Here is a 20,500-nt window from a genome sequence, read left to right as displayed (position 1 = left end):
GCCGTCAATTGGCCCTCGCCGCCCCGCTGCCCCCATCCACGCAACTTCGCCCGGTCAACGTGGTGTGCACGGGGACATCGCCTGGTGAGCGTCGTCGACTGGTAGAGAACCTGGCCCTGACCTGGGACTTTGCGTCTTTCAGAGCCGTCAGGGCCTTTCCCGCTTACTCAGCGAAAAGTCCCTGGAAAGTCCCTGGGACAGAGCTGAAAGTCCCTGAAAAAATCCCTGGGAAGTCCTTGGTTCGGAGTGGCCCGACCAGCGTTTTGGAGCCCAGCATCGGTGGTGCGGGCGACGGGATTCGAACCCAAGATCTACGGGCTACGAGCTCAAGATCACCCATGGTGGAGGGCTGCAGTCAGTAGCGGCAGCTGACAGAACATGCGGGTCGGCGAGGCTCTCCGCCGGTTCTTGCGCCCAGAGGCCGCGGCGCACTCCGGGATCCGGTCGACCGCCTGGTTCAAGGAACCGCCGCTCGGCCACCCGCCACGATGTGGGCCGCGTCCTTGCGACCGGCGAAGCCTACAGCCGGCTGGCCCACCACAAGACGGGAACGAAACCTCGGCGCACAGGATGAGCCGCAGCCTCAGCGCGGCGGAAACTGTGCAAGGCGCTGGTCCCATTCCTCTGCTGCCCGAATCAGCTCGGTTCGGACCGTCTCGATCTCGATCACGTACTGGTAGAGGTCCAGGTCCTCATCGTGCTGCTGCCAGGGAGGCGCGGCCTCGAGCGAGAGGTGGATCCGCAGCGCTCCCGTGCCGTCATGCCACCGGACCTGGCTGAAGGCGAGGACTGGTTCGACGAAGGAAAGGTCCGGGGCGAGGTGCCCCTCCGGGTCCGGCTTGGCGTCTGGCATCCTCCCGGTCGCGACAGCACGCAGCCATGCGGACACCTCACACGCTTCGTCAATCAGCAGACACGGATCTGTGAAGGACCAGCTGCCCGCGGGAGTGGTGACTTCGGCCCCAATGACGAGCCAGTTATCGTCCCAACGGTCTCCACTGGCTACCGGAAACTGGTAACCAAGCGGCCGCAGGCCAATACCGCCTGCACGATCAGTAAGTAGCACTGCCGAAGGATGCCACGGCCCCTTAGGCCCCGCCGAACGATACATCTCAAGCTTAGAGCGTCCGGCACTCGTGGAGTTGGTCGGCGAGCGCGAGGTCGGGCCACAGCAGGGCGTCGGCCTCGGCACTGGCTCCGGTCGTGAGGCTTTCGCTTTGAGCGCCCTGGATCAGCGTCAGCCGGGCCGGCTCACCCGCGAACTGACCGTCCCCTCCAGCCCGAGCCAGGATCCCCAGGACCTGCTCGAGGACGACGATCGCTGGCGGCTCCACCAACGCTGCCTGACCGGCGATGCCCTGCCGACGGACGTCCGGGCCGGCGGCGCGATCACCCTGTTGTTCGGCCTGTCCACCGAAGGTCTTTGCCACCTGACGCCTGAACACCTCAAGTTCGGTGACAAGCACGCCCACCTGGTCCTGGGCCGCCACCCCGTCCTGCTGCCACCACGGCTCGCCGAGCTCCTTCGGCAACTTGCCGAACAGCTCCAACTGCGGCCGCAGCTCTCACGAGCCTACCCAGGCCCTCGGTGGCTCTTCCTGGGCACGGTCCCGGGCAAGTCGTTCTCGACGCACGGCATGACCCTGAAACTCAATCGGCACGGCATCCTGGTTCGCACAGCGCGCAACGGGGCGCTGGCTGCCCTCGCTGCTGATCTCCCCAGCCCGATCCTCGCCGACGTGACCGGGATGCACCGCCACACCGCGCTCCGCTGGGTCGCCTACGCCAGACGCGACTGGGCCGAGTACCTTGCCGCCCGAGCCAAGGACATGCTCTAACGATCCTGCCCAGGCAGGAGCCGCCCGACCGCGCAGGACCCGACGGTCAGCAGCCCGCCGGCGAGGAAGGTGCCACGCACCTCGGCGAGCGGCAGGACCAGTCCCCCGAGCGCGGCACCCACTGCGATGCCGGCGTTATAAGCGCCGGAGTTCGCCGCGAGCGCGATATCAGTGCGGCCCGGCGCGCAATGCAGCATCGCGTTCTGGGTGGTCATAAACACCGGCCCGAGTGCACCGCCCATCAACGCCAGGAACACCACCGCCGCCACCGGATGGGTGCCGGCCGCGTACAGGCCGAGCATGCCCACCGCCTGCGTGGCCACGGCAGTGGTCAGCGCGGACTGCGGAAAGCGGTCCAGCACCGCCCCAGTGATGCTCACCCCTGCCACACACGCAACACCGAAAACCACGAACAGGGCGCTGACCGCGCTCGGGGAGAACCCGCTCACGTCGCCCAGGAACTTCACGATGTAGGTATACCCCGCGAACGCCCCAGCGGCGGATAGCGTTCCTGCCGCCAACACGATCCCGAACCGGCGGGCGTCAGGACTGGTTCCGTAGGCGGCGGGCTCTTCTTCCGGGCGCGAGGTCGGCAGCAGAACGGCGATCGTCACGAGGGAGATGAGCCCCAGAGCCGCCAGCATGGCGACGGGCACCTCCCAGTTGCTCTGCTGGCCCAGCCAGGTCCCGGCGGGAACACCGAGCACGAGGGCGAGCGAACCGGCAACCGACAGCGCCCCAACTACACGTCCGCGGACCGCAGGCACGAACAGACCCACCGCGACCGGCCCCATCACAGCCCAGAACAGCGCCTGGGCGAGCGCGGTCAGCAGCCGCGCCACAAGGAGCAGCCAGTAAGAGGTGGCCAGCGCCGCAACGAGACTGGACACCACCAGCGCGGCCAGTAGCCCCGTGAGCACATGACGTCGGGGCACCGCCCGCATGACGTGGGCGAGCGGCAAAGACGCAACGGCCACCGTCACGCCATAACCGGTGACCAAGAGACCGACCGCCGATACGGACACCCGCAGGCTTTCGGAGATGAGCTCCAGAAGGCCGACCGGCAGATTCTCCGCAGTGTTGAAGGTGAATGCAGCCAGCATCAGCGCTACGAGCACCGCCAACCTGTGCCATGGAGCCGGTCGCGACGTGACCCTACGGTCTCGTCCTGACCTCGCCCTTTGGGCCTGCTCCGTGCCACCGTCCATGGAGGCACCCTTCTCAGCGCAGTTGCTCGGCCAGTCCGACGATGATGCCCTCCGGGCCGCGGAGGTAGCAGAGCAGATAGCTGTCCTCGAACCGGGCGATCTCGCCGACGAGTTCGGCGCCGTGAGGGCGCAGGCGGGCAACGGTGTCCTCGATGTCGTCGACGGCGAACATGACGCGGTGCGTGCCCAGAATGTTGTGCGGCCGGTTGCGCGGCCCGGCGCTGATCACCGCGGGGCTGCGGTACTTCGCCAGCTCGAGCCGGCTGTGACCGTCCGGGGTCCGGACCATCGCGATGTCACAGCGGACGCCGTCGAGTCCGGTGCACTGGTCGGCGAAGAGGCCCTCGACCTCCGCCCTGCCCTCCAGCTCCATACCGAGTTCCACGAAGAACGCGATGGCGGCATCCATGTCCTCGACGACGATGCCGACGTTGTCCATCCGCTGAATCGCCATGCTGGCTTCTCCTTCTTCCTCGTGCGGCCGGCGGTGGCCGCTGATGTCCCCGGGACGGAGCCGGTGGCACGTTCTCGACATCCGCAGACCGCCGAACTCCGATATATCTGGATCGCGCCTCAGCATCGCTACAGCAGACCCGCGGGCCAGGCGCCACCGCTGGGGGCTTCTTCCCGCCGCCCGTCGTTCGACGCGTGTCGGACACTGAGGCGGAACCACCGTTCCGTTAATCGCTGTTCCGTTGTTCCGAGGGCCGTTGAATACGCGAGCTCACCAGTCGACCCCACGTCCGGAGATCGGTGGCCGAGGTCCTGGCGCAGGAGTGCGGCGACCCGCCGCCGCCGACACCGCGGCTTGTTGCTTCGGCGTAGCTATACGAGAACAGGGCCGGGACGACGAAACTCCAGACAGAGCCCACTGCGGTCGTTCAGACTCCTGTCTGTGGACGCAGGACTGGCTGGCCTCCTCGGCGGCGTCATCGGCGTGGCGGTGGGAGCTCTCGGCGCGGCCGGCTCCGACTACATCACGGGGCGTAAGGCAGAGCAGCAGGCGCAGTGGCAGCTGTGCCTGGAGCACCTGAACCAGCGCCGCGAGCCCCGGGCCCAGGCGTACGCGGCGGTGCTGGCCCTCGCCAATGAGGTTCTAGGCGCCCTCGCTGCCGCACACAACCACCCGCCGACAAGTGTCTGGCGGGATGACACACCCGGTGATACGTCCAGAGGAGAGTGAAGCCTGTGTCTCGACAGGATCTGCGCGCACTGTTCGGTCTCGATGGGCCCCGGCTTCTGAGCTGTTATGACCCGAGGAACCGACGGACTCGCGAGTTCGCGGATGCTTTTCTGGAATTGCCGGACGGTTCGGACATCCGCCGGATACCGCTACCACTGGAAAACGTGGAGGCGCAGCGCTTCCGCCTGTACGGGGAAATGGATCTGGCGGCACTGCGACGGGAAATCGACGGCCCGTACCGGGAAGTCCATGACGAGCTGGCCGCGATTCCGCAGTATGGCTACAACGACTCCGCGTTCGACTGGAAGCACACACAGGCGGGGGCGGAGTATGCGGTACGGAACTTGTGGTCAACAGCATGGCAGTGCCACTACGCGACTGCCCTGGTGATCCACTTCTACCGGCGGATCACGCCACAGGAGTATCAGAGCCCGGCTCACATGCGTCTGGTGTACGCGGTGGGTACGGCAGTGGACTGGATCACCACGATCACCATCGTCATGGACGACTGGATGGACGGGGCACGGGTGCGCAACGGCCAGCCGACCTGGCATCTGCAACATCCTCGCTCGTTCGCGAACGACAATTTCATCCTGGCGACCCAGGCGCTCAATGTGCTCTCGGCGGTGGTGCCGGACCATCACCCGTTCAAGCGGGAAATGCACGACCGCACGGTGCGGCAGATCGCCCACGACGCGCACTACTGGGGGTATCACACGCTGCTGGACCTGCGGCGCGCCCAAGCAACGGTCGGGGGGGTTGCGCGCTCCCCGGTGCCGGTGGCCGACATCACGCTGGAGGCGCACCAACCCGTGGTGTTCAACCGTGCGACGGACTGGCTCCACTGGGCCATCAGCATGGCCCGCCTGCTGGCCTGCTACGGATCCGGGATTCCCGACGGGGGCGCCTTCCTTGACTACATCGCCGGTGCCACGACCGCCGCCTGTGTGGTGGACGACATCGTCGACGCCGTCACGGACGACGACATCCGCAACGGCGAACCAACAATCCAGCTATGCCTTGCCGCGCACAAAGCGACGGGAGGGCTGGGGCCCATCGCAGCCGAGACGGCGGCGGACATCCTCGACACGCTCCAGAATCACGCTGGTGTGGACACCGCCGCGGACATCGAGCTGGTGCGACGCATGTACGCCCGGAACGGCATTCCCGAACTGACGCTGGACTACCTGGAGGCGCTCTTGGACCGGCTCGTGCAGTTGCGGCAGGCGGCACTGCACGAGTGCAGCGCTCCAGGAGACATTGCGGCGTTCCTGCTCTACTGGCTGGCTATCGACCGGGACGCAGAGCGTGCAGGCGAGACCGGCGGCCTGCTGAAACAGGAACGCTTCGGCGATCTCATCGCACAACTGGCCCACGCCGGCGAGGACCAAGTTGCCCCTGCCCGCAGCTGAACCCTGCGCAACAAGGACCATCCGTTTCACAGGTGGTCCTTGTTGCCGCGTAGTTAGGGCTTTGGAGGAGACTGAAGGCCACGAGTGTGTGCTCACCGCCTGGGAGCAGGGGCGCGTCGTCGAGTCCGCGGCGGCGATGGTGCGAGGGTGGAGTGAGCCTCTGGCCGGGCGTGCTCTGCTCTTCTTTCATCACGCGTGGTGTTCCCTCCTGCACGGAATGAAGTGGTTTCACCAAGCTGATCGATTAACTGAAGCGGCGTCAGGGAATCGAGAGTCTGACGCAACACGCCCACACCAGACCGTAGCGCAGAGTAGTCACGCGCCCAGCGTCTCAGGGGAATACGCGACACATGAATAGGCGAGCTCACCAGTATCGATCTGGCGGCACTGCTGCCGGGGATCGGGAGTGCTGTCGGTCGTGTCGGGGAGCGGGAGGGCGTCTTGTCCCATCGGCGGCCGCGGGGACGGCACGGCGGCCGGGTCACCGTGCAGGACCTCCGTGCGGGCGGCGATGTCGTCCAGCGTTATGGGTAAGAGCGGTGCCTCAAGGGCCATCTTCCAGGCTCCGGCCGCATCGCTCGCCAGCACATCGGCCCGCCATACGCCCTCCGGGCCACGGACCTCCAGCTCCGCGTGCGCGCCGGCGTCCCGGACCGCGGCTGTCAGCTCCAGCTTCAGCAGGTGGTGCGCCAAGGTCTCCCCGGCGAGCGCGCATTCCGGGCCCCCGGGGCATGAGCGAAGAACTGCAGGCCGCCCGGGGAGCGCTTCGCGTGCATCGGGTGTCGGCACTCGTCGCAGGTCAGCGGCGCGGGCGGCCTCACCTTCCGCACCTGGTCCCACGCACGGCCGCAGCCGAGATCGGGTAAGTGTGCGAAGACGGTCCCCCACTGCGCGTGCACGGCCCGGAACGCCATCGGCCCCCTGCTTCATTGGCGAGGAGCCCAGTGTGGCGCGAGCCACTGACATCGCATCAGACCGCGATCGGTGCCCGGCGGCAGCAGCATCGGCCGGACGCATGGACGGCCGCCGGGCGGCTCCAGTGTCGCCTACACGCCGACCGGTCAGCGGTGGCGGTCGACGAAAACGCGGGCGCGCTCGTCGAGATCGGCCGCGACCCGCACCCCACGCGCCCGCCAGGGGCGGAGGCCGGAGCACAGGGAGCGGACGGCCTTGAGGGTGCGGGTCGACTTCACTCTGTCGATGGCCCGGTCCCAGCTACTCCTGCTCGATGCTGCCCTGCTCGGCCTGGGAGACCAGGTCCAAGGCGGGCCGTGGCCCGCTGACCTCCCCCGTAGCTCAGAGCGCGACCGGTCGGTACGTGAGGGCCTCGTCGACAATCTGCTCCGCAGACGCGCCCTGAAGGTGGTCCGAGGGGTGGAGGACCAGGTTACTCACCCGAGGATGCGACACGTTCGCTTCTAGGAGCCGCAGATAGTAGCCGCTCTCCGGAGCGGCTATCAGGAGTCTGCGAACGATCTCCACGAGCTCGTCCCGGGTGATGTCCGCAACCACTGGGCGAGCTGGCCTGGCCGCCTCCCTCGCGAACTCCTCCAGGCTCCTGCTTCCGTGGTATTCAGCGAAGTCGAGCGCCAGGTAGTCGTGACCGGTCATCGCGTTGAACGCCGCGATCGCCTCGCCCGCCACCTCGGGGGCGGCTTCCAGCAGGTCAGCGATCCGCTCCACCTCGGCGCACAACTCGTCCAGCCGCTGCCGGTTCACGGGCGGGGGCAGCAACTCCGGTCTCAGGTCCACAGGCGAATTATGTCCGTCCGTGCTGACACGCCCGAGTCGAGCTCTCCGGGTGCTGCCGGTTCTCATCAACATTTCTGACGGCATGATCCGCAAGACGACTTCCCCGTACCGCGGTCACCACGCGCCGCGCTACCCAGGACGCGCTGTGGCCCCGTCGGATGACGGGGCCACAGCAGATCGCATGCAGTCTGATCAGGGGGTGAGGTCCAGTACACGGACTGGCTCGCCCTCCCACCGCTTGGGAGCGGTGGTCGCGACGATCGCCCCATCGGGCCGCTCGGGAGTCGGCTGCGCAGCAAACTGGCTGTGAGCTGCGGCCCACGTCTCGTGCTGGGCGACCGCCAGCGCGGCGGGCAGGTCCAGGTCCAAGACGGTGATGCCCTGCAGTGCCGCCAGGTGCTCGGCCGTACCCGGCCGGGCCCGGTCTGCTTCCACCAGTGCGCACGAGGGCGCGTAGAGGAACCAGTCGGCTTCGGAATGGGCGCGGTGGATGAGACGGGAGGCGAGCACATTTCCCTGGCCGGCTGCGGTCATCGCCGTCTCGTCCAGCACGATGTGCATTTCACTCACCGGCCGGTCACCTCGGCCAGGCGCCGGTCCAGCTCAGTGTCCAGGTCCTGCTGCTCGGCCGAGGTCGGGGCGTACCCGTTCCACTTCTCCAGCACCATCCGCGCCTTCTCCGCGCGCTCAGCGCGCTCAGCCGGTGTAAGCAGAGTCTCAGCCAGGCGGGCCAGGTAGGCGCGCAGCGACAGGCCCTCGGCAGCAGCGATGGCGGCGAGCCGTTCCTTGGCTTCCTCGGGGAGGCGGATATTGGCATCGGACATCATCGTGCTCCTTCCCATCCCCATAGGGTACGGGTACGTACCCGTACCCGCCACTCGCCTGTCGATGCTGTCCACTACGTCGACATCGCCACCGCCATGGGCAACCTGCCCGAGCCCGCCGAGAGCGCCACACAGTGGTTGGACGATGCACACACCGTCCGGCAGCGGTGACGCGCCTTGGTCACCGCCCGCCAGGACCACCTGCGTGGCATCCAGTAGCGGCAGAGGAGATACGGCGACCGTGCCGCGCCCAACCCTCTGACCTGCACGCATTCGGCTGTGGCCCCGAACACCTGACGTGGACGCGGCGAATCCGTCTCTGGGCTAACCGGGCCGGAGTGCCGCTCCCGAGAAGGTCGACGCCGTGGGCTTCACGGGCCGCAACGGCCTCGCGGGCCGTTGCATACCTGGCGTCAACGAGGTGCAGGCTGGGCAGGTGGCCGCCGCGACATCGGCTTCCATGCCCTCAACAGGCTACGGAAAAAGGGGGTCGCAAAGACCGAGCGTGACGACGTACTGAACCTGCCCTGGCTCTTCCTGGCCTGGGTCCGGTGGTGCTCCGGCTGTCGAGTACCAGTCGGCGTATGCAGCCGGCGTGCAGGTCGTTCTGGGTGCGACGCCGACGATGGGTACGTCCAGGGTCAGCGCGTCACCGGAGCTGACCGTACCGCTGCCGGTCGGAGAGCAGAGGACTTGGGTTTGGTCGGTGAAGGTGCAAGTGCCCACCTGGGTGCCGGAGTTCCTCTTGACCAGCCGCGGCTGCGTGATGTGGTTGAACGAAGTGCCGTTAAGGCTCCCGACACGGAAGACGCCGTTTGCGTCGTAGGTGCACGTGCCTTGCTGGCAGAGCCACTGGGGTGTGTAAGCGAACGGGGCGCCTGGCACGACAGGTACGTTGCTGGTTCGAAACGACCATCCCGCAGTGTCGCCGAACGCCAGTCCTTGGCCGAGCAGCAAAGCGACAGCACTCAGGGATGCCGTTACCGCCGAGCGTAGCCCGAGTCGTCTGGTTACTCGCCGCATGTCTCCCCCTCATGTGTATGGCGGAGTGGTCAGCCACCAGGGTCCCCCACGAGACTCAAGGCCAGGTCAGTGGCCTCCGGTGGAGCCAAAGCAAGTGCACAGCAGCACCTCACCGTTGCGGTAGAGGCCGCGTAGCTGTTTCACCCCTTCGGGCAGTAGTTGTACGGGTGTTCCAAACGGTGGCCGACCCCGCTCGTGGATGCCGGAGCCACCACTGCTGAGTGAGCCCCCCGGATTCGCCAACACTGTCCACCTGACGTGTTCGGGGCCACAGCCATTCAATCGTGACAGTCCGGCCGGCGTTGGGGTCCCGGCCAGCCAGCTGGGTCAGGAGACGCTGTCGGGGTCGATGCCCTGCGCGCGGGCGAGGGCAAACAGGACACGTTCGATCGTGTCCAGACGCTGGGTGATCGACCGCTCCCTCGGCGCGCCGACGGCGTCGGCGAGGGCATCGATGTCCGCCTCCAGGTCCCGCAGCCGCTCGACGTGCATCGCCATCTCGTTCGCCATATCCACGATCTTGACACCCTCCACCCATCAGGTCACTCACCGAGCTCAGGCGCTGCGTAGCAACGGTGCGGCCCGCCTAGTGGCGAGGCGAGTGGGGCGTCAGTTCTGGTCGGGGCTCTTACCCACCAGGGCACTGAGCAGCTCGACGATCTGCGCCTGATTGCGGCCCATCGTCTCTTCAAGGGCATCAAAACGGGCATTGACCTTGGCGAAACCGTCCCGGACCTCGCGACGGAGCGCCGCTTGGCCCTCGAAAACGGCGGCGAAGTGATGGTCGATAGCCGTCGGCGACACGTTGATCAGCTCGCGTTCGGGTCCTTGCCGACCAAGGCGCTCAGCAGCTGGACGATCTGGGCCTGGTTGCGGTCGATCTCCTCGTTCAGGCCACGCACGTCTTCAGCGAGCTGGTCCACCTTCTCGTCCAGATTGCTCACCTTCTGATCGAGGTTGCCTACCTGGAGCCTCACCGCGGTGAGATCTGATTTGACGATCCCGAACTCGCGTTCCGTCGTCTCATGCCCCTGCTCGAAGCGACGGGTGAGAGCGGCGATCTCGCTCTGTGCGATGGGGTCCTCGGCCGCGCTGGGCGCTCCTGCCAGATCAAAATCAGCGGTCATCAGGCGCTCCACACTATCGCGCCAGCCGAGGCCCATGCTCCCCCATTCGGCCCAGCAGAATCCCCTCGCCTCAGGGGCGCTCCGTTCGAGTCTCCCTGGCTTTCTCGACGCTTGCCTCAAGGACGGACATGAGGTCTTGGGCATCGATGGCGGCCGGAGCCGGTGCGGCCTTGGGCGCCGTCCCGCCCGCCAGGAGTTCACGCACTCGCTCCTGGTACTGATCGTGGTGCTCTGATGGATCCCAGTCGGCGCTCAGGGCCTCCACCAGTTGGACGGCCATATCGAGGGCCTTGCCTTCGGGGGCGGCATTCGCCTCCGGAAGTTCTGGCAGCTCTTTTCGGGGGTCTCGCACTTCTTCTCCACCGTTTCGCACTCTCATGAGTGCTTCAGTCCCTGCTGCGAGCACGGCCCCGCGCTCGCAGCTGGTCAGAGTCGTGCGGGCGGGCTGAGAGTGAAGGTCGCTTCGCGTAGTTCACCCGTAGGGGTTGGAACTACTGACGAGGCTGCTCGCCTTGCCCGGAGGAGGAGGTGGTGTCGTCGCTCTTGGCGATACTCAGGAATACCCTGGCGGCAGCCCGGGAAACGGGCTCACCGCTCTCGGCGAGCTGGTGCATCGTCTCGATGAGAGCTTCGACCACTGCATCGTGATCGCCAGCTGAGACGATCAGTTCGCGGTCGAGGATTCCGCTCCCCACCATCGCCCCAATGATGATGCTGCCGGCGGTGGCGGGGTCGCCCTCTCGGAGCTTGACCCTTGCCTCCGGGATGGCGAGCCAGACCTGCTTAAGCGTCTCGGCCTGCCTTCTGGCCTCGTCGAACGACGTCATGTCCTTCTTGATCTCATCTTCGGCGCGGCTGCCGGGAGCCGCCTTCTCGATGAGCATCGTCAGCCAGTCGTCAGCGTGGCCGGGGTTGATCGCGAAGTCCATCAGGAGGTACTGGATCTCCAGGACATCGCGCATGGCATCGGACGCGACCGAGAAGTATCCGGACAGGGTCGCTTCCAGCGCCGTCATGAAGTCGGCGTGAGTGCGCTCGACTATGAAGGCGAGCTTCGAGAGCTCTGGAGTTTCAGGGGTCGAGTAGGAGCCGTGCAGGGAGTGCAGTTTGGTGTCACATGATGTGACGCTGGGGGTCCGGTAGGGGTCCAGCCAAGGTGGGGTGCCGTCCCGCACATCAACTTCCTGGGCCGCTACCTGTTCAACATCAAGCGAGCGGCCCAGGTCAGGGGCTGCGCCCGCTGCGTGACCCGGACGCCGTGCAGGAGGACGAGCCGCCCTCCATCCCGAAACTGCACGCGGGCGAGGATGTCGACGGACCGGTTGCCGAGCTCAAGGCCACGCTCGAGGTCACGGGCCTGAAGATGGGCGGTCGGAGGTTCAATCGGCCGGACGCAACTTTTTCGCATTAAGCTGGACGCATGAGTGCCCGAGCGACCACACGCCCCGGCGGGCGCAGCGCCCGCGTCCAGCAGTCCGTGCATCAGGCCGTCCGTGATCTGGAGGCGGAGGTGGGGCGGGACGCGCTGACCGTGCCGCTGATCGCCGCCCGCGCGGGGGTGACGCCGTCCACCGTCTACCGGCGCTGGGGGGACCTGCGGGAGCTGCTGTCCGATGTCGCCGTCGAGCGGCTGCGTCCCGACGGTCCGCCGGCCGACCACGGCAGCCTGCGGGCGGACCTGGAGGCGTGGGCGGTGCAGTTCTCGGAGGAGATGGCCTCGATGGCGGGTCGTACGTACATCCGCGACGCCCTGCTGGGCGACCCCGAGCAGGGCAACGCGGTTCGCTGCTCCGATTACGCCGCCGAGCAGTTGAAGGCCATCGGGGTGCGCGCGGCCGGGCGTGGGGAGGGCGTGCCCGATGTGGAGACCCTGCTGGACGTCCTCGTCGCCCCCCTCATGTACCGCATTCTGTTCCGCCCCTCGGATCTGTCGGAGGCCTACACCGACTGGCTTGTGGCGTCGGCGCTCGGCCGGGGCGCCGCTCCCTCCGGCAGTTAAAAGCTAAGGGTTTGCGTTTTGGGATGCGTGGAGCCTAATCTATCTAACGCAAAGCGTTTGCCTTTAGGCATGAGAGGTGCTCCGTGCTCAGCGTCCTGGCCCCGCCGTCCCCTTCCCGCCGCCTGCCCGTTCTGGGCCGCCGCAGCGCCTTCCCCCTCCACGCCTCCGTCCTGGTCGCCCTGCTGGCCGCCTCCAGCGCGCCGACCCCCCTCTACGCCCTCTACCAGGCCGAATGGCACTTATCGGCGCTGACCGTCACCGTCGTGTTCAGCGCCTACGCACTCACCCTGCTCGGCGCCCTGCTGACGGCGGGCACTCTCTCGGACCACCTCGGCCGGCGCCCCGTCCTGATCGGTGCGCTGCTCGCGGAGGCCGCCGCGATGGCCGTCTTCGCCACCGCCCAGGGCGTCGCGGCGCTGATCGCCGCCCGGATCCTGCAAGGCCTTGCCACTGGCGTCGCCACCAGCGCCGCCGGAGCCGCCCTGCTCGACTTCGAGGACCCCGGCCGCCCAGGACGGGCGACGCTCGCCAACAGCATCACCCCCGTGGCCGGCATGGCGGCCGGCGTCCTGGCCTCCACCGCCCTCGTGCAGTACGCCCCCGCTCCCACCCGCACCGTCTACCTCCTGCTGCTCCTGCTGTTCACCGCGCAGGCGGCTGCGGTGCTACTCACCACCGAGACCGCACACCCCCACTCCGGCGCGTGGCGCTCCCTGCGTCCCGGCATCGCCGTCGCCCCCGCCTCCCGCCCAGCCATGAGACTGCTCGCCCCCGGCGTCGTCGCCGCCTGGGCGCTGGGCGGCTTCTACTCCTCCCTCGGTCCCTCGCTCGCCCGGCTCGTCGCCCCGCACACGTCCCGCGCCACCGGCGGCCTGGTCTTCTTCACCCTGACGGCCGCAGCCGGCCTCGCCGTCCTGGCCGCGCGGCCCCTGTCCGCCCGCACGGTGAGCTCCGTCGGCGCCGCGGTCCTGGTCCCGGGGGCCCTGCTGACCCTGACCGGCCTCGTCCGCTCCGTGCGGCAGCCGACCACCGGCTGACCGGATCCTGCCGTCCCGCACCGCACCATCCGAAAGGACCCACCGATGAGCACCACCACGTCCCGCCAGGCCACTTCACCCGCACGCACGGGATGGAGCCTCGGCGACATCACCGTACGTCGTGTCGACGAGATCGAACTGCCGCGCCAGACCGGGCCCTGGCTGCTGCCGGACGCCACCAAAGAGGTGCTGGACGAGGCGTCGTGGCTGCGCCCGGACTTCGCCGACGCCGACGTCCCCCGTCTGGCGAGCCACAGTTTCGCGGTGGAGGCGGGCGGGCTGCGGATCGTCGTGGACACCGGCATCGGCAACGCCAAGCCGCGCGCCAACCCGGCCTGGAACGGACTCGACACCGACTTCCTGCAGCGCCTGGCGGCGGCCGGTTTCCCGCCCGAGTCCGTGGACCTCGTGATCACCACGCACCTGCACACCGACCACGTCGGCTGGAACACCCGCCTCTCCGGTGACGACTGGGTTCCCACCTTCCCCAACGCCCGCTACCTCACCAGCCGCACCGAATGGGACCACTGGGCCGCCACCGACCTGGACGAGGCCCGACGCCAGATGTTCCGCGACTCCGTCACCCCCGTACGCGACGCCGGACAGTACGACCTCGTGGACGTACCCGAGCAGGGGCACGAGGTCGCGCCGGGCGTCCTGCTCATCCCTGCCCCGGGACACACCCCGGGACAGATCGCCGTCGAACTGCGCGGCAGCGACCGCCACGCGCTGATCACCGGCGACAGCATCCACCACCCCGTGCAGCTCTCCCGCCCCCACGTGCACAGCTGCGTCGACATCGACCCCGCCCAGGCCATCCGCACCCGCGCCCGGCTGCTCGACACCATGGCGGACACCGACACGCTGCTCCTGGGCACCCACTTCCCACAGCCCACGGCCGGCACCGTCCGCCGGGAGAACGGCCGTTACCGGCTGCTCGCCGAGCACGCCACCGAGATCCCGGCCACCGCGGCCTGACCACGCAACCGGCCGCACCCGCACAGGCCACCGCGGCGTCCTCAGCCGCCCCACGCGAAACCTCCGCCTTCAGAGTGTCGGCCACACCGCCGCCCCAACCCCCACCGACAGGAAGAACATCCATGTCCGCCGTCGAACTCACACCGCCCGAGGCCGCCCGCTGGGCCGCCCGCGCCGGACTCGACCTGCCCGCCGAGCGCCACGCCACGGTCGCCGCGGTCGCCAACCACATCCACAGCGTCGTCTCGGTCCTGCGCGAGCTGGACTTCGCGGACGTCCCGCCCGCCGCCGCCTACCACCCCGTACAGGAGAAGCACGATGCAACCGTATGAGCTGTCCCTCACCGCCGCCGCGGACGCGATACGGAACCGGCGACTGTCCCCCGTCGAACTGGTCGACTCGGTCCTCGACCGGATCGAGAAGGCGGAGCCACACCTCGGCGCCTACGTCACGGTCACCGCGGAGCAGGCGCGCCGGACCGCACGCGAAGCCGAACACGAAGCGGCGCACGGCCGTCACCGGGGACCACTGCACGGCATCCCGATGGGCCTCAAGGACCTCATCGACGTCGACGGGATTGCCACCACGGCCAGCTCCCGGGTCCGCGCCGACCACCGCGCCACGGCGGACAGCACCGTCGCCGCGCGTCTGAGCACAGCCGGCGCGATTCTGCTCGGCAAGACCCACACCCACGAATTCGCGTTCGGCCTGACCACCCCTCAGACCCGCAACGCCTGGGACACCGGCCGGGTCGCCGGCGGCTCCAGCGGCGGCTCCGCCGTCGCCGTGGCGTCGGGCACCGCGACCTTCGCCCTGGGCACCGACACCGGCGGGTCGATCCGGGTGCCCGCCGCGCTCAACGGCGTCGTCGGCCTCAAGCCGACCTACGGTCTCGTCCCCCGTCACGGCGTCACCTCCCTGTCCTGGTCGCTGGACCACGTCGGTCCGATCACCCGCACCGTCGAGGACGCGGCCCTGGTCCTGACCACGCTGGCCGGACACGATCCGCGCGACCCCGCCTCGCTCGCTCTGCCCGCCGTGGACTACCGGCCCGGTACCGGCACAGACCTGACAGGGCTGCGCATCGGTCTGCCGCGCACCTACTACTTCGACCACGTCCACCCGCAGGTGGAAACCGCCGTCCGGCACGCCATCGGGCAGCTGGAAGCCCTGGGCGCCCAGCTCGTCGAGGTCGACATCCCGATGACCCGCTACATCCAGGCCACCCAGTGGGGCCTGATGGTGCCGGAGGCCGGCGCCTACCACGAAGGCAGCCTGCGCACGGTCCCCGGCCTGTACGAGGAGGACGTCCGCATCCTCCTGGAGGCAAGCGAGTTGATGAGCGCCGGCGACTACGTGCGCGCTCAGCGCTCCCGCACTCTCATGCGCGCCGAGTGGGCACGGATGCTGGAGGACGTCGACGTGATCGTCGCCCCGAGCGTCCCGATGCCGGCAGTCGGGGCCGGCCAGGAGACGGTGACCTGGCCCGACGGCACGGTCGAGAGCGTCTCCGACGCCTACGTACGCCTGAGTTCCCCCGCCAACATCACCGGAGTCCCCGCCCTGACCGTTCCGGTCGGCCACGACACGGCGGGCATGCCCATCGGCATGCAACTACTGGGCCGCCCCCTCGGTGAGCCCACACTCCTACGGGTCGGCCACGCCTACGAGCAGACACAGCCCGCCCGGGCCCTCGCCACGGCAGCCTGATCTGGGGAATAGTGCACGGTCGGAATAACCCCCTCCCGCCAGTAGTCCAGCACCTCGTCAAGGGCTGCTGCACACACGAGGACCGCAAGGACGGCACTGTCCGCTACAAGGTCACCGGTCGGCACTTCAAGGGCGTCACCGACGACGAGGGCAACACGATTCCCGAGGGCGAGGTCCGCCTGGACCCATGGATCGTCCTGGAGTTCGTGGCCCAGGCAATCGCGGTGGTCGAAGAGCTGGAGGCCGGCAACCTGCTTTTCTCCCGCAGCTTCTCTCGGGGGCACCGGCACGGTTCGGAAGGCGGCGATGCGGTCACGGCCCGGTTCTCGTATAGCCACGGCCAGGTGGCGTGTAGCGCTGAGTAGCCGCTTTGGCCTCATTTCCCCTCGCCGGTCTCCTCGTTGGGCTGAATGGGTGACGGCAGGTGAGGCGAAGGGCGGGTGGGCGGGTGCGGCAGGACTGGGAGCCGGAGGACCTGATCGAGGTCTGGACGCTGCTCGAAGACGACATGAAGAGGCTGCGCAACAAGTCGGGGGCGACCCGGCTCGGCTTCGCGCTGCTGCTGAAGTTCTTCGAGGTGGAGGCCCGGTTCCCGGAGTCGGCCCGGGAGGTACCGACTGCCGCGGTGGTGTACGTGGCCCAGCAGGTGAAGGTGCCGGCCGAGGCGTGGGCGGCCTATGACTGGCAGGGGGACCGGATCAAGCGGCACCGCAAGGAGATCCGGGCGGCGTACGGGTTCCGGGCGAGCACCGAGGAGGACCAGGAGCGGCTGGCCGGCTGGAGGTGGAATTCCACGATCTCGCCGGGCTGCCGCATCCCCACCGCCAGCTCCGGCAGCAGCACCGTCGACCACTCCTGCAGCCGCATCCCCGTCATCAGCGCCAGGTCGGACGCCGCCCGCCCCCGGTTCGGCGCCCGGCCGCGAAACGACCGGTCGACCTCGCCGTCGAGAGTCTGCCCGCCCAGCCCGACATCGCGGAAGAACACGTACTGGGCCAGAGTGAGATGACGGATGTCCATCTCCCGACTCATCCCGCTGGAAAGCGGGTTGGAAGTCTCGACCGACCGCAGCGGCGACGCACGACGCAGTCCCTGCCCGACCATCCAGTCCATCAGCGAGTGGATCACCGATGCCTCGCGGTCCCACGCAGAACCGCCCACAGGTTCGTCCTGCAACTCCGTACGCGAACGCCGGTAGGCCACCAGATCAGACTCGGTCGCCGTACCGAGCTGCCGGCCTCGCTCGATCAGGAAGTCCATCAGCCGCAGCACGATGTAGGCGTAGTGCCGCAGGGTGCTCTCCGGATCCCGCCCCAAGTACGCGAGGTGAAGAAACCAGCTGCAGGCCGGTTCCACCGGGCGCATATGCTCGTCCACGATCACCGGAAGACGATCCGGCAGGGCACGGAAGTCCAGTCGCCGCAAGGCTTCTTCACCCGCCTGCCCACATAGCTCAGGCCGTGCCTGCACATAGGCTCGGCTCACGAAGAACAGATCCACAACCCCTCCGGCTGAGAGAACTCGCAACCGTCAGGGGTAACGAGAAACTGCCTATCCAGTGCTGAGGGGCCGACGCCCTGATGAGAGTGTCTGCAACTGGCGGGAGAACACTTCATCCGTCCAGCGCAGGGTGTGCGCGGCGAGGACACCATCGGCGTCTGCGGTGACCGCGACGAGGTACTGGCGCTGGTGCATGACGAGCGTGCCGATGCCGGCCCGCCGTGCCTGCCGCATCGCCTGGTGGAGAAGGGCGTAGATGCCGTTGTATTCGCTGGCCTGGGGCGCGAGGTAGTACGTGCGGTCGAAGTAGACGAGCTCGATGGCGGCGACGTCGACGAACGAGGTGATCTCCAGGGCCCGGGAGCGACCTGGCGCGATGTCGTCCAGCTCTGTGGGTTCCACGACGATGTACTCGTCGCCGACCTCGAAGCCTTTGACGATCTCCTCGGTGTCGACTTCCTTGCCGGTGCGCTCGTTGACACACTTGTTGCGCACCCGGTCAGTGGTCCCGCGTTGGAGCTGCCGGAAGCGAGCTGTATGGCTCTGCGTTGCGGTGACGAGGCGGATGGGCAGGGTGACGAGGCCGATCGTCACCACGCCGTTCCAGACCGCGCTGGCCATGACGTCCTCCTTGTTCTCCTGTCGCACTCCCGCCGAGCAGTGATCGCATCCCGGTGTTGTGGCAGGTCAGGGCGTCAGGGTTGCCTCGCGGCAACGCGTGCGCCGGGGCTCACATCGTGCGGCCATGGATGGGTCAGCGTGGCGGCCCCGGTGGGGTGGCCGCCACGTATCGCCCGGCGGGGTCGCCGGACGTAGACAGGTGGCATGAGCGAAAACCAGGAGACGTACCGCCCCGGCGAGGTGGTGCCGCGAAGCGGCATCTACGAGTGCGACTGTGGCAGGGCCCACCCCCAGCACCGACGTCAAAGGCCACCGCTTCCCGCCGCTGCCGGAAGACTGCTCCGGTGGCACCTGGGTGATGAAGGACCCCGCCCACCCAGGCTGATCACCAGCCCAAAGGCGGTAGCACCCCCCTCGTCGGCCCCGACCCGGCTCCGGCCGGTGTCACGGCGGTGGTCGATGCCGCGCGCCGCGACTTCAGCGCCTGCCGCTGATGCGTAAGCATTGTCTCTTATAGCGTTGCGGCGCAACCTGTGGTTATGGCTGGACGCGCCGACGCGCGCACCGGGATCAGGGTGCCGTCCGCGACTTCATACTCAGCTCACCTCACGGTCTTGTCGGCAATCAAGCTCTTCAGATCTCGAAGAACGAGTACGTCGAGCGTGCCACCAACTCCAGATCGTGTGACCCACCAGAGCGAACGCAACAGCCACTGCGATGAATCGAACAGCATTCCAGGTACTTGTGACGACCAAACCTTGCCCGCGCGACTCCCCATCCAAGCGCATAGAGGTCTCGTAGAAGGCTACGAGCGGAATAAGCAGCCGAAAGAAGAGGCCGCCAACGCCTGGGATTCGCGCGACGTTACCCAAGAGGCCGAGAGGTGCCCCGAATGCAAACGCCAGCATTCCCCATACCGCAATTTTAGAACCTGAACCTGAGGCGCCGGCTTGCAATCCGTCCGAGGTGTCGGCAAGAATTGAATCCTTAAATAGGTAGTAAGTAACCACCCCGATGGCCAGTCCAAGGGGCGCAAGAATGACGGATTCAATTTTGGATTGACGGAAATAACCCACCAGAAATGCGTAACAGGCCCATGACCATCCGCCGGAGAAAATGACGTCCACGACTACACTGGCGGGACTGTCCCACTTTCCAGCAAGAGGGCCTAGTAGGCCAAGCAGAAAACCAACCCCGAGTGGCGCTGCCAGCGACAAAGCGCGAGCGCCCGGAAAGTTTCCGATTTCTCTTCCCCGTCCAGTCTGAGACCAAGCGGACACAGTAGAGCCCTGGGTCCACAGGGTTGCCCGTGTGGACCCAGGGTCGCACGCCAGTCGACCCCGCCTAGCAGGAATTCACCCCGCAACCAGGAATTCACCCCGCAACGCGGGGGTCGCATTTAAGCGTTATTGTAGTAGGCGTAGCAAGTGTACGCCAGGCCAATGGTTACATTGGCGTAGGAAGTCTTGTACTTCGGCACCCAGCCGCTTGAATAGTCGACGTTTTGAACTCTGACCGTGGTCAGGTGGCCCGTATCCGCGCGGTAGTTCGAATAGCACTTCTTTCCATCCACGCCCGCCGATTCCCACCCATAGCACCACGTGCCGTGAGTGACTTCTTTGCAGGTATTTCCCAACGGCTGGACAGTCGAATCGTTGATTTCGATCTTTACCACACCCCACTCAGAGGGGTTACCCAGCTCCGCGGGCGGCTTCACCCCGTCACCGCGCGTGTGGATTACGGGCTGCCCTGCCGTGAGACCGTCGGTGGCTTCAATCCCGGTATTATTGGTGACGGTGCCGCCCTGAGGGCTGTATGCAGCTGCCGGGGCGGCAAAGCTGAAGACCGCGAGCGCCATGCTCGCAAAGCCAAAAGTTATCGCTCTTCCGAATTCCCTCACGATATCCCCCTGTTTGATCCCCGTGTGAGGTTTCGGAGGGATCCCCCATGAAAGAATGGCGGCAGTCAAACAGATTGAACTACTTTGGCTGGTTCGTGGACCCGGCTTGGTGCGCACTGTCCACCTTTCGCCCGAATTTAGCGAATTGATTTCCCCCTTCCCTCCAGTAGGCGCTGTGACAGATGGCCTGATCTCTGCGCACCTCTCAAAGACGGTGGATCCCGCCAATCCGGTTAGGCGACGCCCCGAGCAACTCGTGGCTGGGGCTGTCATGAGCAGGCCGCGCGAGCGGGTGTACCGGTCGGTGGTATCAGGGCGTTGTGGTCGGCGGACCCTGCTGCCTGGCTGAGGCGGACGCCAGCCGTTCTCGACGGCTTCGGGATACGTC

At 67.4% G+C, this 20,500-nt stretch carries 26 protein-coding genes; 10 read left to right on the top strand and 16 right to left on the bottom strand.

Going from position 1 to position 20,500, the window contains the following annotated elements; all coding sequences use genetic code 11:
• Positions 1 to 583: 583 nt before the first annotated feature.
• Positions 584 to 1,111 (bottom strand): WapI family immunity protein, encoded by a 528-nt coding sequence (locus SNA_RS45170; RefSeq protein WP_420823476.1) that lies wholly within the window; start codon positions 1,109 to 1,111, stop codon positions 584 to 586.
• Positions 1,112 to 1,136: 25 nt separating this feature from the next.
• Between SNA_RS45170 and SNA_RS42225 the strand changes: the two genes are divergently transcribed.
• Positions 1,137 to 1,838, top strand: coding sequence for a hypothetical protein (locus SNA_RS42225; RefSeq protein WP_157879904.1), 702 nt, complete (start codon positions 1,137 to 1,139; stop codon positions 1,836 to 1,838).
• Here the strand turns inward: SNA_RS42225 and SNA_RS13605 are convergent.
• Both SNA_RS13605 and SNA_RS13600 read right to left on the bottom strand, forming a co-directional pair.
• Complete coding sequence (locus SNA_RS13605) at positions 1,835 to 2,941, bottom strand: MFS transporter (RefSeq protein WP_198535034.1); 1,107 nt, start codon at positions 2,939 to 2,941, stop codon at positions 1,835 to 1,837. The genes SNA_RS42225 and SNA_RS13605 overlap by 4 nt on opposite strands.
• 118 nt (positions 2,942 to 3,059) lie before the next feature.
• The gene (locus SNA_RS13600) at positions 3,060 to 3,500 is read right to left on the bottom strand and encodes a VOC family protein (protein ID WP_037694117.1); all 441 of its coding nucleotides are present in this window, start codon (positions 3,498 to 3,500) and stop codon (positions 3,060 to 3,062) included.
• A gap of 441 nt (positions 3,501 to 3,941) precedes the next feature.
• Here SNA_RS13600 and SNA_RS13595 point away from each other — a divergent pair, with 441 nt between their 5' ends.
• On the top strand, positions 3,942 to 4,229 hold the full coding sequence (locus tag SNA_RS13595) for a hypothetical protein (RefSeq protein WP_044365155.1): 288 nt from the start codon (positions 3,942 to 3,944) through the stop codon (positions 4,227 to 4,229).
• Between the two features lie 5 nt (positions 4,230 to 4,234).
• A complete protein-coding gene (locus SNA_RS13590) occupies positions 4,235 to 5,641 on the top strand; it encodes a polyprenyl synthetase family protein (RefSeq protein WP_157879903.1) in 1,407 nt (468 codons plus the stop codon).
• Between the two features lie 315 nt (positions 5,642 to 5,956).
• On the opposite strand, the gene SNA_RS43795 is transcribed toward SNA_RS13590, so the two are convergent.
• The 10 genes from SNA_RS43795 to SNA_RS43195 form a co-directional block, all read right to left on the bottom strand.
• Positions 5,957 to 6,334, bottom strand: coding sequence for a hypothetical protein (locus SNA_RS43795; RefSeq protein WP_030071837.1), 378 nt, complete (start codon positions 6,332 to 6,334; stop codon positions 5,957 to 5,959).
• Positions 6,335 to 6,702: 368 nt separating this feature from the next.
• The gene (locus SNA_RS44705; RefSeq protein WP_275042000.1) at positions 6,703 to 6,834 is read right to left on the bottom strand and encodes a hypothetical protein; all 132 of its coding nucleotides are present in this window, start codon (positions 6,832 to 6,834) and stop codon (positions 6,703 to 6,705) included.
• A 103-nt stretch (positions 6,835 to 6,937) separates the two neighbouring features.
• Complete coding sequence (locus SNA_RS13580) at positions 6,938 to 7,393, bottom strand: hypothetical protein (protein WP_030071835.1); 456 nt, start codon at positions 7,391 to 7,393, stop codon at positions 6,938 to 6,940.
• Between the two features lie 192 nt (positions 7,394 to 7,585).
• Positions 7,586 to 7,954: a PIN domain-containing protein gene (locus tag SNA_RS13575; protein ID WP_030071833.1), complete on the bottom strand. Its 369-nt coding sequence runs from the start codon at positions 7,952 to 7,954 to the stop codon at positions 7,586 to 7,588.
• Between the two features lie 5 nt (positions 7,955 to 7,959).
• A complete protein-coding gene (locus SNA_RS13570) occupies positions 7,960 to 8,217 on the bottom strand; it encodes a hypothetical protein (protein WP_044365152.1) in 258 nt (85 codons plus the stop codon).
• Between the two features lie 1,350 nt (positions 8,218 to 9,567).
• Positions 9,568 to 9,750 carry a hypothetical protein gene (locus SNA_RS13565; protein WP_078969896.1) on the bottom strand — a complete coding sequence of 61 codons (183 nt, stop codon included), beginning with the start codon at positions 9,748 to 9,750 and terminating at the stop codon, positions 9,568 to 9,570.
• A gap of 99 nt (positions 9,751 to 9,849) precedes the next feature.
• Positions 9,850 to 10,044 carry a hypothetical protein gene (locus SNA_RS13560; RefSeq protein WP_030071828.1) on the bottom strand — a complete coding sequence of 65 codons (195 nt, stop codon included), beginning with the start codon at positions 10,042 to 10,044 and terminating at the stop codon, positions 9,850 to 9,852.
• A 5-nt stretch (positions 10,045 to 10,049) separates the two neighbouring features.
• Positions 10,050 to 10,367 (bottom strand): hypothetical protein, encoded by a 318-nt coding sequence (locus tag SNA_RS13555; RefSeq protein ID WP_030071826.1) that lies wholly within the window; start codon positions 10,365 to 10,367, stop codon positions 10,050 to 10,052.
• A gap of 70 nt (positions 10,368 to 10,437) precedes the next feature.
• The gene (locus tag SNA_RS38280; RefSeq protein WP_157879902.1) at positions 10,438 to 10,719 is read right to left on the bottom strand and encodes a Ku family protein; all 282 of its coding nucleotides are present in this window, start codon (positions 10,717 to 10,719) and stop codon (positions 10,438 to 10,440) included.
• Positions 10,720 to 10,858: 139 nt separating this feature from the next.
• A complete protein-coding gene (locus tag SNA_RS43195; RefSeq protein ID WP_030071823.1) occupies positions 10,859 to 11,542 on the bottom strand; it encodes a hypothetical protein in 684 nt (227 codons plus the stop codon).
• Between the two features lie 245 nt (positions 11,543 to 11,787).
• Between SNA_RS43195 and SNA_RS13540 the strand changes: the two genes are divergently transcribed.
• The 7 genes from SNA_RS13540 (at position 11,788) to SNA_RS45165 (ending at position 17,100) form a co-directional block, all read left to right on the top strand.
• Complete coding sequence (locus SNA_RS13540) at positions 11,788 to 12,366, top strand: TetR/AcrR family transcriptional regulator (RefSeq protein WP_044365149.1); 579 nt, start codon at positions 11,788 to 11,790, stop codon at positions 12,364 to 12,366.
• A gap of 83 nt (positions 12,367 to 12,449) precedes the next feature.
• The gene (locus tag SNA_RS13535) at positions 12,450 to 13,403 is read left to right on the top strand and encodes an MFS transporter (RefSeq protein WP_051877516.1); all 954 of its coding nucleotides are present in this window, start codon (positions 12,450 to 12,452) and stop codon (positions 13,401 to 13,403) included.
• A gap of 45 nt (positions 13,404 to 13,448) precedes the next feature.
• A complete protein-coding gene (locus tag SNA_RS13530; protein WP_044365146.1) occupies positions 13,449 to 14,381 on the top strand; it encodes an MBL fold metallo-hydrolase in 933 nt (310 codons plus the stop codon).
• Between the two features lie 122 nt (positions 14,382 to 14,503).
• Positions 14,504 to 14,713 carry a hypothetical protein gene (locus SNA_RS13525; protein WP_030071817.1) on the top strand — a complete coding sequence of 70 codons (210 nt, stop codon included), beginning with the start codon at positions 14,504 to 14,506 and terminating at the stop codon, positions 14,711 to 14,713.
• A complete protein-coding gene (locus SNA_RS13520) occupies positions 14,700 to 16,091 on the top strand; it encodes an Asp-tRNA(Asn)/Glu-tRNA(Gln) amidotransferase GatCAB subunit A (RefSeq protein ID WP_030071816.1) in 1,392 nt (463 codons plus the stop codon). Before SNA_RS13525 ends, SNA_RS13520 begins: the two co-directional genes overlap by 14 nt.
• Positions 16,092 to 16,102: 11 nt before the next feature.
• On the top strand, positions 16,103 to 16,456 hold the full coding sequence (locus SNA_RS13515) for a hypothetical protein (RefSeq protein WP_030071815.1): 354 nt from the start codon (positions 16,103 to 16,105) through the stop codon (positions 16,454 to 16,456).
• Between the two features lie 59 nt (positions 16,457 to 16,515).
• On the top strand, positions 16,516 to 17,100 hold the full coding sequence (locus SNA_RS45165) for a DUF4158 domain-containing protein (protein ID WP_078969882.1): 585 nt from the start codon (positions 16,516 to 16,518) through the stop codon (positions 17,098 to 17,100).
• Between the two features lie 542 nt (positions 17,101 to 17,642).
• Here SNA_RS45165 and ku read toward each other — a convergent pair.
• The 3 genes from ku to SNA_RS42220 all read right to left on the bottom strand — a co-directional run bounded on the left by ku (position 17,643) and on the right by SNA_RS42220 (position 20,070).
• A complete protein-coding gene (gene ku / locus SNA_RS13505; protein ID WP_051877514.1) occupies positions 17,643 to 18,212 on the bottom strand; it encodes a non-homologous end joining protein Ku in 570 nt (189 codons plus the stop codon).
• Between the two features lie 596 nt (positions 18,213 to 18,808).
• Positions 18,809 to 19,339 carry a hypothetical protein gene (locus SNA_RS39465; RefSeq protein WP_241779628.1) on the bottom strand — a complete coding sequence of 177 codons (531 nt, stop codon included), beginning with the start codon at positions 19,337 to 19,339 and terminating at the stop codon, positions 18,809 to 18,811.
• A gap of 272 nt (positions 19,340 to 19,611) precedes the next feature.
• On the bottom strand, positions 19,612 to 20,070 hold the full coding sequence (locus SNA_RS42220; RefSeq protein WP_157879900.1) for a hypothetical protein: 459 nt from the start codon (positions 20,068 to 20,070) through the stop codon (positions 19,612 to 19,614).
• Between the last annotated feature and the right edge of the window lie 430 nt (positions 20,071 to 20,500).

This window comes from Streptomyces natalensis ATCC 27448 (assembly GCF_000935125.1).
GTDB lineage: Bacteria > Actinomycetota > Actinomycetes > Streptomycetales > Streptomycetaceae > Streptomyces > Streptomyces natalensis.
This window is presented reverse-complemented; position numbering and strand designations above follow the sequence as displayed.

Coding starts and splice junctions, on each gene's coding strand:
- SNA_RS45170 (WP_420823476.1), bottom strand. CDS start 1,111: ATGTATCGTTCGGCGGGGCCTAAGGGGCCGTGGCATCCTTCGGCAGTG.
- SNA_RS13605 (WP_198535034.1), bottom strand. CDS start 2,941: ATGCTGGCTGCATTCACCTTCAACACTGCGGAGAATCTGCCGGTCGGC.
- SNA_RS13600 (WP_037694117.1), bottom strand. CDS start 3,500: ATGGCGATTCAGCGGATGGACAACGTCGGCATCGTCGTCGAGGACATG.
- SNA_RS13575 (WP_030071833.1), bottom strand. CDS start 7,954: ATGCACATCGTGCTGGACGAGACGGCGATGACCGCAGCCGGCCAGGGA.
- SNA_RS13570 (WP_044365152.1), bottom strand. CDS start 8,217: ATGTCCGATGCCAATATCCGCCTCCCCGAGGAAGCCAAGGAACGGCTC.
- SNA_RS13565 (WP_078969896.1), bottom strand. CDS start 9,750: ATGGCGAACGAGATGGCGATGCACGTCGAGCGGCTGCGGGACCTGGAG.
- SNA_RS13555 (WP_030071826.1), bottom strand. CDS start 10,367: ATGACCGCTGATTTTGATCTGGCAGGAGCGCCCAGCGCGGCCGAGGAC.
- SNA_RS13540 (WP_044365149.1), top strand. CDS start 11,788: ATGAGTGCCCGAGCGACCACACGCCCCGGCGGGCGCAGCGCCCGCGTC.
- SNA_RS13530 (WP_044365146.1), top strand. CDS start 13,449: ATGAGCACCACCACGTCCCGCCAGGCCACTTCACCCGCACGCACGGGA.
- SNA_RS13525 (WP_030071817.1), top strand. CDS start 14,504: ATGTCCGCCGTCGAACTCACACCGCCCGAGGCCGCCCGCTGGGCCGCC.
- SNA_RS13520 (WP_030071816.1), top strand. CDS start 14,700: ATGCAACCGTATGAGCTGTCCCTCACCGCCGCCGCGGACGCGATACGG.
- ku (WP_051877514.1), bottom strand. CDS start 18,212: ATGGCCAGCGCGGTCTGGAACGGCGTGGTGACGATCGGCCTCGTCACC.
- SNA_RS42220 (WP_157879900.1), bottom strand. CDS start 20,070: ATGGCGCTCGCGGTCTTCAGCTTTGCCGCCCCGGCAGCTGCATACAGC.